The 15,366-nt window shown below is 39.4% G+C and carries 17 protein-coding genes; 6 read left to right on the top strand and 11 right to left on the bottom strand.

Annotated features, from left to right (window positions below; translation table 11 throughout):
• Positions 1 to 3: 3 nt before the first annotated feature.
• Positions 4 to 369 carry a hypothetical protein gene (locus AOQ70_RS04160; protein WP_024425029.1) on the bottom strand — a complete coding sequence of 122 codons (366 nt, stop codon included), beginning with the start codon at positions 367 to 369 and terminating at the stop codon, positions 4 to 6.
• A 236-nt stretch (positions 370 to 605) separates the two neighbouring features.
• Here AOQ70_RS04160 and AOQ70_RS04155 point away from each other — a divergent pair, with 236 nt between their 5' ends.
• From AOQ70_RS04155 to AOQ70_RS19665, 5 genes are all read left to right on the top strand, one after another.
• Positions 606 to 1,184, top strand: coding sequence for a CYTH domain-containing protein (locus AOQ70_RS04155; protein WP_059374953.1), 579 nt, complete (start codon positions 606 to 608; stop codon positions 1,182 to 1,184).
• Positions 1,185 to 1,205: 21 nt separating this feature from the next.
• Positions 1,206 to 1,973: a lytic transglycosylase domain-containing protein gene (locus AOQ70_RS04150; RefSeq protein WP_039177832.1), complete on the top strand. Its 768-nt coding sequence runs from the start codon at positions 1,206 to 1,208 to the stop codon at positions 1,971 to 1,973.
• Positions 1,974 to 2,248: 275 nt separating this feature from the next.
• On the top strand, positions 2,249 to 2,647 hold the full coding sequence (locus tag AOQ70_RS04145; protein WP_008355333.1) for a globin domain-containing protein: 399 nt from the start codon (positions 2,249 to 2,251) through the stop codon (positions 2,645 to 2,647).
• Positions 2,644 to 3,555, top strand: a complete 912-nt coding sequence (locus AOQ70_RS04140; RefSeq protein ID WP_039177830.1) for a ClpXP adapter SpxH family protein — start codon at positions 2,644 to 2,646, stop codon at positions 3,553 to 3,555. Before AOQ70_RS04145 ends, AOQ70_RS04140 begins: the two co-directional genes overlap by 4 nt.
• A gap of 296 nt (positions 3,556 to 3,851) precedes the next feature.
• Positions 3,852 to 4,025 (top strand): hypothetical protein, encoded by a 174-nt coding sequence (locus AOQ70_RS19665; protein WP_039177829.1) that lies wholly within the window; start codon positions 3,852 to 3,854, stop codon positions 4,023 to 4,025.
• Between the two features lie 106 nt (positions 4,026 to 4,131).
• On the opposite strand, the gene pepF is transcribed toward AOQ70_RS19665, so the two are convergent.
• From pepF to mecA, 4 genes are all read right to left on the bottom strand, one after another.
• Positions 4,132 to 5,958, bottom strand: coding sequence for an oligoendopeptidase F (pepF, locus tag AOQ70_RS04135; protein ID WP_331457666.1), 1,827 nt, complete (start codon positions 5,956 to 5,958; stop codon positions 4,132 to 4,134).
• Positions 5,959 to 6,172: 214 nt separating this feature from the next.
• Entirely contained in the window at positions 6,173 to 7,333 is a 1,161-nt protein-coding gene (locus AOQ70_RS04130) for a competence protein CoiA family protein (protein ID WP_059374950.1), read from the bottom strand.
• A 162-nt stretch (positions 7,334 to 7,495) separates the two neighbouring features.
• Positions 7,496 to 9,016, bottom strand: coding sequence for a cardiolipin synthase (gene cls / locus AOQ70_RS04125; protein ID WP_059374949.1), 1,521 nt, complete (start codon positions 9,014 to 9,016; stop codon positions 7,496 to 7,498).
• 86 nt (positions 9,017 to 9,102) lie between these two features.
• Positions 9,103 to 9,768 carry an adaptor protein MecA gene (gene mecA, locus AOQ70_RS04120; protein WP_024425038.1) on the bottom strand — a complete coding sequence of 222 codons (666 nt, stop codon included), beginning with the start codon at positions 9,766 to 9,768 and terminating at the stop codon, positions 9,103 to 9,105.
• 264 nt (positions 9,769 to 10,032) lie between these two features.
• Between mecA and AOQ70_RS04115 the strand changes: the two genes are divergently transcribed.
• A complete protein-coding gene (locus AOQ70_RS04115) occupies positions 10,033 to 10,698 on the top strand; it encodes a TerC family protein (RefSeq protein ID WP_059374948.1) in 666 nt (221 codons plus the stop codon).
• A 39-nt stretch (positions 10,699 to 10,737) separates the two neighbouring features.
• Here AOQ70_RS04115 and spxA read toward each other — a convergent pair whose 3' ends face one another.
• The 6 genes from spxA to AOQ70_RS04085 form a co-directional block, all read right to left on the bottom strand.
• Positions 10,738 to 11,133: a transcriptional regulator SpxA gene (gene spxA, locus AOQ70_RS04110; RefSeq protein WP_003211421.1), complete on the bottom strand. Its 396-nt coding sequence runs from the start codon at positions 11,131 to 11,133 to the stop codon at positions 10,738 to 10,740.
• Positions 11,134 to 11,326: 193 nt separating this feature from the next.
• Positions 11,327 to 11,905, bottom strand: a complete 579-nt coding sequence (locus tag AOQ70_RS04105) for a GNAT family N-acetyltransferase (protein WP_024425040.1) — start codon at positions 11,903 to 11,905, stop codon at positions 11,327 to 11,329.
• A 137-nt stretch (positions 11,906 to 12,042) separates the two neighbouring features.
• On the bottom strand, positions 12,043 to 12,330 hold the full coding sequence (locus AOQ70_RS04100; protein ID WP_059374947.1) for a hypothetical protein: 288 nt from the start codon (positions 12,328 to 12,330) through the stop codon (positions 12,043 to 12,045).
• Between the two features lie 101 nt (positions 12,331 to 12,431).
• A complete protein-coding gene (locus tag AOQ70_RS04095; protein WP_059374939.1) occupies positions 12,432 to 13,352 on the bottom strand; it encodes an ABC transporter ATP-binding protein in 921 nt (306 codons plus the stop codon).
• 1 nt (position 13,353) lies between these two features.
• The gene (locus AOQ70_RS04090; protein WP_024426479.1) at positions 13,354 to 14,433 is read right to left on the bottom strand and encodes an ABC transporter ATP-binding protein; all 1,080 of its coding nucleotides are present in this window, start codon (positions 14,431 to 14,433) and stop codon (positions 13,354 to 13,356) included.
• 12 nt (positions 14,434 to 14,445) lie between these two features.
• A complete protein-coding gene (locus AOQ70_RS04085; protein ID WP_047201796.1) occupies positions 14,446 to 15,363 on the bottom strand; it encodes an ABC transporter permease in 918 nt (305 codons plus the stop codon).
• Between the last annotated feature and the right edge of the window lie 3 nt (positions 15,364 to 15,366).

The following is a 15,366-nucleotide window of genomic DNA, read 5'->3' as shown; positions in this document are numbered from 1 at the left end:
ATTTCAGAGGAATGTGCTTTTCACTTTCTCTTCCATATCTCCGTAATTGGCATTGTCTTTAATATTGTCGATTAAATAATGTAATTCCTGTTGAAGCTGAATGAGTTCCAGCGAATATTCATCCGATGCCAAATAGACAGGGATGTCACGATTCATTGCTTCTTTTAATGGAGCCCATGTATGTTCCCCTAAAATAAGATACGAAAAGGACTCCTCGGTTTCAAGTATGTAAACGAACGCAAAGTGATCAGAATCAACAAGCATTTGTCCTGATGCTTTTGCTTTTTGGATTTGCTCTTCTGACTGGATTGTCAAAATCAGCCTGTCTTCTTTTAAAGTTGCTTCTGTGATTTCAATTCTGTTTTGCATCATGATCTCCTTTACAACAAAGTACAGCTTTATTTTATCATATCAAGTTCAATATTGATAAACCGAACTATTGGAGAAAATCCTGTTTTTCTCTTTTAAATGATCCTTTCCCACGATTCTTCATTCAATTTGGTCCACGCCTAAAGAAAATAAAGAGAAAAAAACAGTCTTTTACATGGTGAACACACTTCATGTACAATAATCATATTTCCTCTAAATGAAAGGTTGATGTCAAAATGGCACAGGAAATTGAAATAGAACTAAAACAATTATTAATGAAAGAAGAATTTGAACAGCTGAAACAGCATTTTCAATTGAAGGATGCGGATTTCCACACACAAACCAACTATTATTTTGATACACCTCAATTTGATATAAAATCTCAATTGGCTGCATTAAGAATGAGAGAAAAAAACGGTCAATGGGTGCTCACATTAAAGGAACCGCACGAGATAGGCTTGCTTGAAACCCACCAAACGATCGCTCCCCCATCACAACTTAACGATTTTGAGCTGCCAGAAGGTGAAGTTGCGGACAGATTAGCCCACCTGAACATTCAAACTGATCAAATTGTGTACTTTGGTTCACTTGAAACGTCAAGAGCAGAAAAAATGATCCAAGAAGGCTTAATTGTTTTGGATCACAGCCGATATTTAACAGTAGAGGACTATGAACTTGAATTTGAAGTGAGCGACCTGGAAATCGGACAAGCCGCTTTCTCCACATTGCTCCGCAAATTTCATATCCCAGTACGAAACACGAAAAACAAAGTCGTTCGTTTTTATGAAGAAAAAATGAAAACACAGAATAGATGAATTCCTTGAAGGAGGAACATGATGAACGTTAATCAACTTCAATCCTTTATGCAGCTTCAAGCGCTTAAAACGTTACAAACAGATCCAGCACAAACGCAAATGTCTGCGGGTCAAGAATCGAATGCCCAAGCTTCATTTCAGTCGCTGCTGCAAGATTTTTTAGGCGGATCAGAATTATCACGTCTCCCGCTTTCCATCTCTGCTTTTATGGGCACGGACCCATCAACGGCTCCGAACACGCAATATGCGCGTACAAACCCATATTTATCTGCGATTGCCGGCAGTGATCAGCTTGAGGCTCAATCTTTGTATGCAAATGACAATCAATTAAATACAGCGAATGGCATTGGAAATGTCTTAAACAACAGCTACACACCGCCGCTTCAAAAGGCTGTCTCCAGTGGCTCATCATCAAAAGAGATTAATCAAATCGTGTCACAAATGGCTCAAAAGCATGGCGTTCCTGAAAAGCTCATTCACGCAGTCATCAAGCAGGAATCCGGCTATCGCACGAATGCTGTCAGCCATGCAGGTGCGCTTGGTCTCATGCAGCTCATGCCATCTACGGCTAAGTCACTTGGCGTCAACAATGCCTTTGATGCTGCCCAAAACATTGAAGGCGGTACGAAGTATATAAAACAAATGCTTCAGAAATATAACGGAAATATCTCACTCGCCTTAGCTGCCTATAATGCAGGTTCAGGAAATGTAGATAAATACGGGGGCATCCCTCCATTTAAAGAAACACAAAATTATGTAAAGAAAATCACAGCTCAATATTTCGCTTAAACCGAAGAGAATAACCTCTTCGGTTTTTTGTATGTCGCTTTTCCCCCTTTTTTGACTGAATGTGTTATGATATGGTCAATTGATCACGGAACCCGCCACAATCTTTATTTCGAGCAGACCAAAGCTGTTTGTTTGTGGAATTGAGATGAGGTTGTTAAAATAAGTACAAGAATAGAAACAATAAAATAGAACAAACTGAATATCACTTTTGAAATAAATGAAATGCGCAATAGGGTGAGTCATCCTATTAACTACGAGTAAAAGGAGTAGTCAACATGGTACAATCGTTTAACGCACCTTACGAAGCGGTTGGAGAGGAACTTCTATCGCAACTTGTTGATACTTTTTATGAAAATGTAAAGTGTCATCCTTTGCTTCATCCTATTTTCCCGGATGACTTAAAAGAAACAGCAAGAAAACAAAAACAGTTTTTAACGCAATATTTAGGCGGACCACCGCTTTATACAGAGGAGCATGGCCACCCAATGCTGCGGGCGAGACATCTCCCTTTTCCGATTACTGAGGAGCGGGCGGACGCATGGCTTGAATGCATGGAGGATGCAATGGATCAAGTAGGACTAACCGGCGATATTCGTGACTTTTTATTTGAACGGCTTTCTCTGACGGCTCGTCATATGGTCAACCAAACACCTGAAAAGGATGGACGATCTTGAGCTGCAATTCGCACGATCAATATTTCTCACACTGTCACGGACATCCTCAAAAGCCGATTGAAATCTATGTATTCATTGATCCGCTAAGCCCAGACTGCTGGTTATTAGAGCCATCCATTAAAAAATTGAAAATGAAATATGGCCGTTTTTTCACTTTACGAACAGTAACAAGTTCTAGTATTAATGCATTGAATCGGAAAAGAAAGAAACATTTACTGACTGAAGCATGGGGGAAATTTGCCACTAAAACGCAGACCAAAAAAGAACAAATGCTGTCTGAACAAATTGTGACATCACCCTACCTCGCCTCACTCGCATTAAAAGCAGCGGAGCTTCAAGGAAGAAAATGCGGAATGAAATTTTTGCGTCTCATTCAAGAATCGCTTTTTTGCCATCAGCAAGATGTCACAAGTGAGCAGGTGCTGATAGAAAATGCAAAAAGTGCTGGTCTGGACATCGAGGAATTCCAGCGCGACATTCATTCTCAAAGTGCGGTGAAAGCACTGCAATGTGATATGAAAATTGCAGCTGAAATGGACGTATCTGAGCTTCCGACCTTCGCCTTTTTTAATACCGTAAATGGAGATGAAGGATTAAAAATTTCAGGTGCCTACTCTTATGATATATACGAGGAAATTCTTTTTGAAATGATTGGTGAAAAACCAACACCATCTGAACGGCCTCCAATTGAATGGTTTATTGCATACTTTCAATTTGCATCCGCAAAAGAGATAGCCGTTGTTTATGACCTGACGCTTGAAGAAGTTGAACGAGAAATGAAGAAGCTAGCTTTCGCTCAAAAGGTAGAACGTGTACAAGTGCAGCAAGAAATGTTTTGGCGCTATAAAGAGAATGACAACCATACAGATCTTGATGTATATCGCTGTGAAAATGAACATGGGTGCTGACCCATGTTTTTTCTTCACTCCAAAAAGGAACATTTGTTCTATTTATAGACACGAAGAAACCGCGCCGGGATAAGCGCGGTTTCACTATATCTTAACGACAACAAAGGGGATGGGAGAAATTTTTCACGGTCAAACAAAGGGGTAATGTTTGTATGTGATTAATTTCACATCTGTAGTATATCAAATTTTGTCGACTTATGACAACAGATATACTATATGTTCATATTTTTGTCACAAAACATAAGAGGGTTGTCACTTTCATATAGTAAAAGTAACAAAAAAATGGGGGGATCTGCATGCGCAGCACAACTATTGGACTTGTTGCCATTGGCTTATGTTTCTTTTTAAATATATTAGGCTTAATGAAAATGCTTCCTCTTTATTTGACGTCTCCACTCTTATTTGCTGCGATTCTTTTTACGCTTTATCGAATGAATCACCGTAAGACCTTTAGAGGTTTTAAAGGTTGATCATTAAAAAGGATTGGCCTCTACATCTGAAGAGGTCTTTTTTATGAGAAAAAAACTCCTGTCAAAAGATGAGCTGGCACTCACACGTCTGACAGAAGTCTTTTCATTACTCACCTGTTTTGGAGATGAGCTCTTCCATTTCTTTTAGTTTTTCTTCAAACAATTGGCATGCTGCTTCAATTGGTTCTTTAGAAGCCATATCAACACCAGCTTTTTTCAGCACATTGATTGGATAATCAGAGCTTCCTGCTTTAAGGAAATCTGTATAGCGCTCTACCGCTGGTTTTCCTTCTTGTAAGATTTGCTTGCTTAATGCCTGCGCCGCACTATAGCCTGTCGCGTATTGATACACATAATAGTTGTAATAGAAATGAGGAATTCTCGTCCACTCTAATCCAATTTCCTTATCAACCACCATGCCGTCACCAAAATACTTATTGTTCAGGTCATAATAAAGGTTCGTCATAAATTCTGGCGTTAAAGCCTCTCCTTCTTGTGCTTTCACATGAATAAGATGCTCAAACTCAGCAAACATCGTTTGTCTGAATACTGTTCCTCTAAATCCTTCTAACAAGTGGTTTAATACATACAAGCGCTGTTTTTTATCGTCTAAATGATTAAGCAGGTATTCGCCTAGTAACGCTTCATTTGTAGTGGAAGCCACTTCAGCTACAAAGATACTATAGTTTCCATACGGATATGGCTGGTGTTTTCTCGTGTAGTAGCTGTGTACAGAGTGCCCAAATTCATGAGCCAGCGTAAACAAATTATCAATGTTATTCTGCCAGTTCATGAGGATATATGGATTTGTACCATAGCTTCCTGATGAATAAGCACCGCTTCGTTTCCCTTTATTCTCATAAACGTCTACCCAGCGATTTTCGAGTCCTTCTTTTAACACGGACACATATTCTTCTCCTAATGGCGCTAACCCTTTCAGCATATAATCCTTTGCTTCATCGTAGGTGAGCTTCATGCCAGCATCTTTCACAAGTGGTGTATACAAGTCGTAATTGTGCACTTCATCAAGCTTTAATACCTTTTTGCGTAATTCAATATAGCGGTGTAACAACGGTAAATATTGATGAACTGTATCAATTAGATTGTCATACACTTCTTCTGGGATGCTGTTTCGTGATAGTGCTGCTTCTCTTGCCGATTTGTAATTTCGTACTTTTGCATAAAAATTATCCTTTTTAATTGAACCGCTTAGTGTAGAAGCAAGTGTGTTCTTATACTGATCATACGTTTTATACACAGCTTTAAAGGCATTCTTTCTCACTTCACGATCATCACTATTCAAAAATGTGATAAAGTTGCCGTGGGTAATTTTCTTTTCCTCCCCATTCTCATCCTTTACAGAAGGGAACGAAATATCGGCGTTGTTAAACATACTAAAAGTAGTAGATGCAGATGAAAGTGGTTCAGAGGCCTCAGCTAATAAAGCTTCTTGTTCCTCACTTAAAATATGTGGACGCTCTTTATTAATTTCTTCGAGAGCATGAGAATACAGTTTTAATTCTTCTTTTTCCAGAATAAATTGCTGCAATTTATCTTCTTGAATTGATAAAATCTCTGGAACAATATAAGCAGATGTACTAGACAGCTGTGTAAATAGATTCGAGGCTTTATCATTTAACGCCTGAAAGGATGAGTTCGTTGTATCTTCATCGTATTTCATGTGCGCATATGTATAAAGCTTGCCAAGCTTTTCAGAAAGTTGATCCTGAAAGGTTAGGGCTTCATACAGGACATCAGCAGAATGGGCCAGCTTGCCTTTAAATTGTGCCAGCTTCGGAATTTCTTTTTTGACCGCTTCGAATTCCTTGTTCCATGCATCGACGCTTTCAAAAATATCTTCAAGGCGCCATTTGTTTTCTTCTTTTACTTCGCTTCTGTCTGGTAGATGATTGTTTTTGTTTTGTGAAGTCATATGAATCCCCCTTGCATGAGTTGTGTTGAACCAACCTTTCGGAAAGTGAAAGAAATTGGTGTTGTATTTATCTTCTTTGTTTTGAACTATATTTGTCAAATCATATGCAGAAATAAATACCAAACAGACTAAAAAAATGAGAAAAAAGCGTTTCTTTCGATTCAATAGCAGCACCACCTTTTTCTTATCATGATCAAAGTGGTCATGAAACATGCTAATGAAATAAGAAAGCATCTCGTTTTAGCACTTCATCAAGTGTTTGTATTGGCATTTGATTCGACGATACTTCATAATTACCCTCTTTCGTCATATGTAAAAACCCTTGTCTTACAAGCGCCTTTACATATGCAGTGACCACCCCTTTTATTTCTTCTCTTGACACATCACTATATCGGAGTTTCACTTCTTTCATCTGCACACACCGGTTGATTTCTTTCATGAGCTGTTGAATCGTTACTCGCCTGCTTCCCTTTTTCCTCATCATCCAATCATAGAGGCAACCTTGCCAAACATATACGGGACTTGTAAAGATATACGCTTCTTGCACCGGGATAAATAATGCAGTCGGCAAAAAAGGGAATGCCGTTTGATGATGCTCATAAAAAACATCTCTCAAACGTTTGCTTTCATTTGATAAAATGCGAGGAGGACGCTGCCTAAATTGCTGTATACATTTAAGCCATTGTTGGTTTACTTGACACTTGCTTGAGGGCGGAGATAGGAGTGCAGGAATTTTGCTGTATGCGGAAGGTGGTCTGACAGTCATTGCCGCACATATTTTCGTTGGTTGAAACACGAGAAATTGATCAAGATGGATGAACTTATTTTGAAGCGGGCAGAAAAAAATCAACCGCCTTTTCTCTGATTCCCTTAAAATTCCCCAATGAATGGAGGAGAAAGAAAAAAGCTGGGCAGATTTTCGTTTCAAACGATTTGCCCCTATCATCCATATTGGAAAGAGACCTGCTTCACGGAGACCTGCTGTTCTTCTGCGCAGCTCCTGCCGGGAAATATTAGCACATTGAAATTCGATTGCATAGGTTTCATTTCCTATAGAGACGGTCACATCAGGACGCTGATGAACCTTTGACAAATACTTTTCCAGCGCAGGTTTATGTCCAAGCCGCTTCAGCCAATTCATAATGGCTTCCTTTCCCGCCTGATGATAAGCCGTTTCGCCTGAGGCTAACGAACATGCTGTCAGCTGTTTATGCGCAAAATGATAGACACGATGCTCCCCTAGCTTTAATTGCACCTCCTCCCTACATTCAGGACAATAAAATTTGCACGTCGTTCTTACATGCTCCAGCCGGCTTTTCGATAGATGATGTGTAATTCGGATAAGCTTACCGTTATCCATTATTGCTGCATTCATTCAGTTCGCCCCTCGCTCTTTGATGCCCGTATTATAGCTTGTTCGTCTATAAGAAAGCGAAAAGGGAAAATGAATTTTTACCGTGTCAAAAAATGATTTTACCGATCATAACTTCCGTAAAATAAAAAATCCCCCTTATAGAAAAGAGGGAAAATACAATCTTTATAAAAGTGGTGATAATAATCTTGCAGTTGATTCAAACAGTCTGACCCTCAAAGGTCTCTTTGCGAACTCTTCTGACACAATTTCATGTGACTGCTCTAAATCACCTAAGAAATCGTTGACAAGCTTCTCTGTGCTTTTCGTTTTATAGAGGAAGGCATTCACTTCAAAGTTCAAATGAAAGCTTCTCATATCCATGTTTGCCGTTCCAATTGAAGCCAGTTCATTATCCACAATAATAAATTTACTATGCATAAAGCCTTGATCATACTCGTACACCTTCGCCCCTGCATCAAGAAGCTCTGGGAAGTATGAACGAGACGCATGGAACACAATCCGTTTATCTGGATTCTTTGGAGCAATAATCCGGACATCTACTCCGCTCAATGCGGCAATTTTCAATGCGGACAAAATATCATCATCCGGGACAAAATACGGTGAAGCGATCCAGATGGACTTTTTAGCGGAGATGATCATAGAGAAAAAGAGATTTTTAATGACCTCCCACTGCTTGTCAGGCCCGCCAGCAATCATTTGTACGCCTTCTGTTGTACTCTCAAGGTGACTGAAATCTTTGAAATAGTCCACACCTGAGCATCTTTCATTCGTCATATAATACCAATCCTGCATGAAAATCTGCTGGAGGTCACGAACAGCTTCGCCCTTAATCATCAGATGTGTATCACGCCAGAATCCATATTGTCTACTTCTGCCCATGTATTCGTCTCCGATATTAAGCCCGCCGACAAACCCCACTTCTCCATCAATAACAACAATTTTTCTATGATTTCGGAAGTTAATTTTATTATTTAAAAGAGGGAGCCTTACTGGTAAAAATGGAACGATCTGAACGCCAGCCTTTTCTAGGTCAGCAATATATTGACGAGAAAGCTTTAAGCTCCCTACATCGTCATATAAAAAGCGGACAATTACGCCATTTTTCGCTTTTTCAATTAGAATGTCCTTTAATTCTTGGCCAAGGTCATCGTGGCGGAGAATGTAATATTCTAAATGAATGTGATGTGTTGCTTTTTTGATCTCTTCAAAAATATGAGAGAATGTCTCTTCACCATTGGTTAAGACTTTAGAGGACGTGCGATATGTAATAGGAGTATGTCCAAGTCTGTGGGCCAGCTTAAATAAGAGCTGCTGATGATCACCCATATGCGTCATTTTTTCAATTGCTTCTCTATGAATACGTTCATCTTCCTGGATTAACTGCTCATCCAATACCGCTTTCTTTTCAAACAGCCGGCGCTTTTTGATATTGCGTCCAAAGAAAATGTAGAACAAAAAGCCGAATAACGGAAAGCTGCCCAGCAGGACAAGCCATGTAATCGTGTGAGACGGATTCCGGTTCTCCAAGAAAATAACAAATCCGATGAAAATAATCGATAAAGTAAATAGAACACTGACTGAACTTAATACACTTACCGCTAAATCACCGGCAATCAATTGGACGATTAAATAAGCACCTAACGTAATGATTAGAAAAAATAGAACTTTGACTAAATTTCTCATTTCATTTTCTCCTTGCCGATCTCTTTATTTACCTATTCATTCAGATAAAAAAGCCGATTCCTCTATAGAAATCGACTTTTTGTTAGTTACGAGAAGTGCTGTTGAATCGTTTCAAGGGCATTCCCTTCGATAATCAGCTGACCGTATTCTTTCAGTCTGTAGATGCTGACAACTGATTCATGAGCATATTCAAGCAAAATGCTGAGCTTATTCTCCACTTGCTCATCTGACAAATCCTCGTGGAAGTCAACATATAGATAATAACGGTTTTCAAACGAATATAAACTTGTGGTAAAATCCTGCATATTTAATTGAGAAAGTGCAATCAAATCTTCAAAATCATCCATTTTCAACACGAATTGAAGTTGAAGTTTTTTGTCCTTCTCATTATGGTCTTCTTGATCTTGCTCTTCTTTATGAAAATCATCAAGCAGTGCGTCTAAGCTTTCTTCATCTGTTTGATCTTTTTTATCTTCTGGAATCGGCAATTCGAGCTTTTGTCCATCTTTAGAAAGTTGGGCTTTTGTCACGACAATTTCAAGACCTTTGTCAAGTGCCTGTACTTGAATCCAAAGCGGTCCCTCTACTGCAAATTCTTCTTCTTCGTGCACTTCGTCCATTACTTCCCAAAACAGCTCTTCACTGCGCTCACGATTATACCAAATCTCTTCACGGTCAAATCCGCGATCTTCAATATCACCGTAGGAAATATAAAATTTGACTGTATGTTCATTTATTCTTTCGATTTCCATTTTGCCAACCTTCCCTTCTATATAAGATGTTGAAGGGACATACAAGCTCCCAATTAATAGTACTTTACTACACTTTACCCGTTCCGTCTACATGTTAACCGTTTAAAGAATTGAGGTATTGCTTCGTACTGTCTATTTTATGATAAAACATGAATAAAAGAAATAAAAACGCATTTTTTGCAGAGAAAACTTGCAGAAACATATATTTGAATTGTCTTCATATATTGGTTGTACGAGCTCTATTTGGGACATGAGGTGAATTGGATGGAAACAGAGTGGATCGTATCCTTACTGATGATTATTGGCATAGACCTGATTTTAGGCGGAGATAATGCGCTCATCATTGCAATGGCCAGTCGAAATTTATCACATGATAAACGCAATAAAGCCATTTGGATCGGCACACTTTTAGCCGTGCTGATGAGAATTACAATGACTGGTGCCGCCGTTTATTTATTGACTATCCCTTATTTGCAGTTTGTTGGCGGTCTTTTTCTCCTTTATATAGGATACAATCTGTTAATTGAACAAAAGAAGGAATCGATTCGGATTAAGAGCAGCGGCTCCCTTTGGCGTGCGGTGCAAACCATTGTGATTGCCGACCTCTTTATGTCACTTGATAATGTCATCGCAGTTGCAGGTGCGGCAAAAGGCAACATGCTTCTGACCGCTTTTGGCCTCATGATTTCTGTACCGATTATTATTTGGGGAAGCAAGCTGATTCATGCAGCTTTGACCAAATTTCCGTTTCTTTTATACGGAGGAAGTGCGCTATTGGCCTTTACTGGCGGAGAAATGATTGTGCGTGATGTAAAATTGACTGAATTTATGTCACAGCATGCCACGCTTGAATTGTTGCTTCCGTTCTTAACCGTCATAGTGGTCATATTAGCCAGCCTCTTTTACGAACAAACGGCTGAAACCAAATAAAAAAAGCTGCCAAATGATCGGCAGCTTTTCGTGTTTATATTAGTTAGCAAGTCGCTGAGCTTCTCTAAGTTGGAATGTACGAACCGTTCTTGGCAAGAAACGTCTAATTTCATCTTCATTGTACCCAACTTGTAATCTTTTTTCATCCAAGATAATTGGACGACGTAAAAGACCTGGATGCTCATTGATTAGTTTATACAATTGTTGAAGCGGCATTGTCTCAACATTGACATTTAGTTTTTGGAATACTTTTGAACGTGTTGAGATAATTTCGTCTGTACCGTCTTCTGTCATTCGAAGAATTTCTTTGATTTCATCGATTGAAAGAGGCTCAGAAAAAATGTTTCTCTCTTGATATGGGATATTGTGCTCTTCTAACCACGCTCTTGCTTTTCTACATGATGTACAGCTTGGTGATGTGTATAATGTTACCATAAATCTTCACTCCTCAATTTGTAGAATGAATATTGATCTGTATTCTTAAATTAAAATTGTTCTAAATAAGTAATCTTTATAGTGATTATACTATAAAAAAGTAAGTGTGAACAGATTTTCTTGCAATTTTTGTGACAAAAACTAGACAATTTCATTCATTTTGTGGTGCTGCTTGATGTCAGAACATTCTCATTTAGTCGAGATGATCGAAAATATTTTTTTGCTTTCTATTTTCAATGATCTTCAATACATCATCAACATCCTCATACGATTGTCCATACCATTCTTCATCTTTATACGTATGAATTCGTTCATAGGTCTTCCTCATGGCTTCCATGATCTCTTCCTCATGATTTGTAAGAGGCGACCAATAAAGAATTTCCATGCGGTTCACTTCATTTGTTGCAAGTGACCTGCGTTTATAACCGATTGATTCTGCATGCTTGAAGTGCTCTCTTTGGTAAAACTTTAGGCGTTTTGCAGTATCTGCATCATCTTCATCTACAGGCTCGACTTCAAGCAAGATCGGTTTCTTTTTTTCCTTCAGCTTATGGATCAGCTTTGATCCGAGGCCTTCACCTCTTGCATCTTTGGAAACAAATAAATAATCAATAAAGATGAAAGAATCAAATTCGGCGTACATCATCACATGATGAGGTCCTTCCTCCTTATGATAAATATCACTTCTTTCCTTTAATAAAGCTTCCATATGCTCTTTTGACTTCATTTCTTCTATCGGGAAGTATTCACTGAGCTTTTCATACCAATTCATGGATCTGCTCCTTATGCTATAGTTAAGAACCACTTCCTTAGATATTCCCGATTTCCTGCTATTTAAACGCCTGTACTAGTAAGACGCAGCAAAGTCTTCAGTAGTTTCACTTTTTTTCAATTAACGTAAAAAAAGTTTTATAACGAACGATTCATGACGAGTTGAATACAGTCAAACAAGATCAGTGTCATCGTGATTTGCAACATGATGAAATAAAGATATTTTACACGCCGTGCTTCTTGCTTCTGCCCCCTTGTCTTTCGGTTAAGCATATATTCCACTGAAAAAGACACAATCCCAATGAGCACCATAAACAAGAGCATCCACTTTCCTCCGTTTGGTTTCCTGAAAAAAGACGTTGAAAATAGTATGAATACAATGAGAACATGAAGCAATGAATAACGATAGGTTTTCCAATTGGACATTTGATTTCCTCCGGTATCTGCTTGTACTTAACTAAAAATTACCATCATCTTGTTTTTTTGTAAAATAAAAAAAGCACTGCATTAGCAGTGCTTCTCTCTTCTTATGATTGTTTCGCCTGAAGCTCTTTGAATTCTTCCTCTGTGCAGCTCACAAAGTGACCTGGCTTCACTTCACGGAACTCGGTGTTAGTTCCTTTGTGAACAGATGGATCATACTTGATTCGTTTACGGTTACGCTCATAATCAGGATCTGGAAGCGGAATCGCAGACAATAATGATTTTGTGTATGGGTGAAGCGGGTTTTCGTATAATTCATTCGCTGGTGCCAGCTCAACCAATTTTCCGAAATACATCACGCCGATACGATCGCTGATGTATTTTACCATGGACAGGTCATGCGCAATGAATAAATACGTTAAGCCTTTTTCCTCTTGAAGCTCTTTCAATAAGTTGACGACCTGCGCTTGGATCGACACGTCTAATGCAGAGATTGGTTCATCGGCGATGATGAAATCTGGCTCTACTGCTAATGCACGTGCAATTCCGATACGCTGCCTTTGACCACCTGAGAATTCATGCGGATATCTGTTCGCATGCTCTTTGTTCAAGCCAACCGTTTCAAGTAATTGGATCACACGCTCTTTACGCGCCTTTTTTGTTTTCGCAAGACCATGAATATCGATGCCCTCTGCAATGATATCAAGCACTGTCATTCTAGGGTTGAGTGAAGCATATGGATCTTGGAAGATCATCTGCATTTGACGGTTGAATTCAAGCATTTTTTGTCTTGATTTCTTCCCGTGTACATTTTCCCCTTTATAAAGAACTTCACCATCTGTCGCATCATAAAGTCTAATAATCGAACGGCCCGTAGTGGATTTACCACAACCAGACTCACCTACAAGACCAAGCGTTTCACCTTTGTAAATATCAAATGAAACCCCATCTACTGCTTTCACAGTTCCTCTTGCTGTATGGAAATGCTGCTTCAAATTTTTGATTTCTAACAGTTTTTCTGCCATGCTATTCACCCTCTTTTACTAATACAGGTTTTTCGTAGCTACCTTCTAGTTCACGCATTCTCGCCTTTACAGAAGCAGGCGGTTCAACTTTAGGTGCATTCGGATGAAGTAGCCATGATTTCACATAATGCGTATCTGATACTTTGAACATTGGTGGTTCTTGTTCGAAGTCAATTTTCATTGCATAATCGCTGCGGAGTGCAAATGCATCTCCTTTCGGCGGGTTTGTCAGATCTGGCGGTGTTCCTGGAATAGCAGTCAGCTTTCCTTCATCTCCGCCATCAGTGTCAAGGCTCGGCATTGATGCTAAAAGTCCCCATGTATACGGATGCTTTGGATTGTAGAAAATTTCATCAACAGTCCCTGTCTCCACAATCTGTCCTGCATACATAACAGCTACACGATCAGCAACGTTGGCAACAACACCTAGATCATGCGTAATAAAGATAATCGAAGTGTCAACCTTTTTCTGAATTTCTTTCATTAATTCTAAAATTTGTGCTTGAATTGTTACATCAAGTGCAGTCGTCGGCTCATCGGCAATCAACAGCTTTGGATCTGCTGCAAGCGCCATGGCGATGACAACCCTTTGTCTCATCCCGCCACTAAATTCGTGCGGATATTGTTTAATTCTTTTTTCAGGCATTGGAATTCCTACAAGCTCCAATAGTTCAATGGCTCTTTTTTCAGCCGCTTCTTTTGAAATTTGTTCATGCTTGAACAGCACTTCTGTAATTTGCTTCCCGACTTTCATCGTTGGATTCAAAGACGTCATCGGATCTTGGAAGATCATTGAGATATCTTTTCCTCGAATGGTTTGCATTTGTTTCTCGGTTTTCTTGACAATATCTTGGCCATCAAACAGGATCTGTCCGCGCTTGAAATAACCCGGCGGCATCGGAATTAGTCTCATGATCGCTTGTGATGTCACACTTTTACCAGAGCCAGATTCACCTACAATAGCCAGTGTCTCGCCTTTATTTAAGTGGAAGTTCACACCACGAATGGCTTGAACTTCTCCACCATATGTTTTAAATGAGATTGCAAGGTCTTTCACCTCTAGAATACGTTCACGTTCCATCCTAATCACTCCTTATTTACGCAACTTCGGATCTAAAGCGTCTCTTAGTCCGTCTCCAACCACGTTAAAACCAAACATTGTAATACAGATAAATGCGGCTGGGAACCATAATCTCCAAGGGTAGTACGTCATGGCTGGAATGCCGTCAGACGCCATTGTTCCCCAGCTTGCTAATGGCTGAGGTACACCAAGCCCTAAATAGCTTAGGAATGCCTCTGTGAAGATAGCAGAAGGAATCGTTAATGTCATCGTCACAAGAATTGGTCCCATTGAGTTTGGAATTAAGTGTTTAAATAAAAGTCTAGATGTTTTCGCACCTAATGTTTGTGCTGCAAGAACGTATTCTTGACTCTTTAATTGTAAAACCTGTCCCCGAACAATCCGTGCCATGTTAATCCAGCCTACGACTGTCATGGCGAGGATAATTGTTAATAATCCTTTTGGCAGAACAACCATCATTAAGATAACCATTAATAGTGTTGGAATTGCCCATAAAACGTCTGCAATACGCATCATCACTTCATCTGTACGGCCGCCTTTGAACGCAGCAATACTTCCCCAGATAATACCGATGATTACGTCAAGGAGCGCTGCAGCAAGACCGATGAAGATCGAAATTCTTGCCCCGACCCATGTACGGACAAACATGTCACGTCCTAAATCATCTGTACCGAACCAGTGCTCTTTTGAAGGCGGCTGGTCAGCATTCAATAAATCGGTCGTAGAGTAATCATATTTAGAAAAAATCGGAACAAAGATGGCCAGCATCACAATAATAAAAATGATTGTGAGTCCAACCATTGCAAGTTTATTGGCACGGAAGCGAAGCATAGCATCCTTCCATAAAGATAGACTAGGTTTAGAAATTTTTTCAGATTCTGCTGCGTCAGCTGTCGCAGGCACAAATAAATCTTTTCTCATCTCTTCCATGTG

Source organism: Bacillus sp. AM 13(2015), from assembly GCF_001518755.1.
GTDB classification, from domain to species: Bacteria; Bacillota; Bacilli; order Bacillales; family Bacillaceae; genus Bacillus; species Bacillus safensis.
This window is presented reverse-complemented; position numbering and strand designations above follow the sequence as displayed.

Coding starts and splice junctions, on each gene's coding strand:
- AOQ70_RS04160 (WP_024425029.1), bottom strand. CDS start 369: ATGCAAAACAGAATTGAAATCACAGAAGCAACTTTAAAAGAAGACAGG.
- AOQ70_RS04155 (WP_059374953.1), top strand. CDS start 606: ATGGCACAGGAAATTGAAATAGAACTAAAACAATTATTAATGAAAGAA.
- AOQ70_RS04150 (WP_039177832.1), top strand. CDS start 1,206: ATGAACGTTAATCAACTTCAATCCTTTATGCAGCTTCAAGCGCTTAAA.
- AOQ70_RS04145 (WP_008355333.1), top strand. CDS start 2,249: ATGGTACAATCGTTTAACGCACCTTACGAAGCGGTTGGAGAGGAACTT.
- AOQ70_RS19665 (WP_039177829.1), top strand. CDS start 3,852: ATGCGCAGCACAACTATTGGACTTGTTGCCATTGGCTTATGTTTCTTT.
- pepF (WP_331457666.1), bottom strand. CDS start 5,958: ATGACTTCACAAAACAAAAACAATCATCTACCAGACAGAAGCGAAGTA.
- AOQ70_RS04130 (WP_059374950.1), bottom strand. CDS start 7,333: ATGAATGCAGCAATAATGGATAACGGTAAGCTTATCCGAATTACACAT.
- cls (WP_059374949.1), bottom strand. CDS start 9,016: ATGAGAAATTTAGTCAAAGTTCTATTTTTTCTAATCATTACGTTAGGT.
- mecA (WP_024425038.1), bottom strand. CDS start 9,768: ATGGAAATCGAAAGAATAAATGAACATACAGTCAAATTTTATATTTCC.
- AOQ70_RS04115 (WP_059374948.1), top strand. CDS start 10,033: ATGGAAACAGAGTGGATCGTATCCTTACTGATGATTATTGGCATAGAC.
- spxA (WP_003211421.1), bottom strand. CDS start 11,133: ATGGTAACATTATACACATCACCAAGCTGTACATCATGTAGAAAAGCA.
- AOQ70_RS04105 (WP_024425040.1), bottom strand. CDS start 11,905: ATGAATTGGTATGAAAAGCTCAGTGAATACTTCCCGATAGAAGAAATG.
- AOQ70_RS04100 (WP_059374947.1), bottom strand. CDS start 12,330: ATGTCCAATTGGAAAACCTATCGTTATTCATTGCTTCATGTTCTCATT.
- AOQ70_RS04095 (WP_059374939.1), bottom strand. CDS start 13,352: ATGGCAGAAAAACTGTTAGAAATCAAAAATTTGAAGCAGCATTTCCAT.
- AOQ70_RS04090 (WP_024426479.1), bottom strand. CDS start 14,433: ATGGAACGTGAACGTATTCTAGAGGTGAAAGACCTTGCAATCTCATTT.
- AOQ70_RS04085 (WP_047201796.1), bottom strand. CDS start 15,363: ATGGAAGAGATGAGAAAAGATTTATTTGTGCCTGCGACAGCTGACGCA.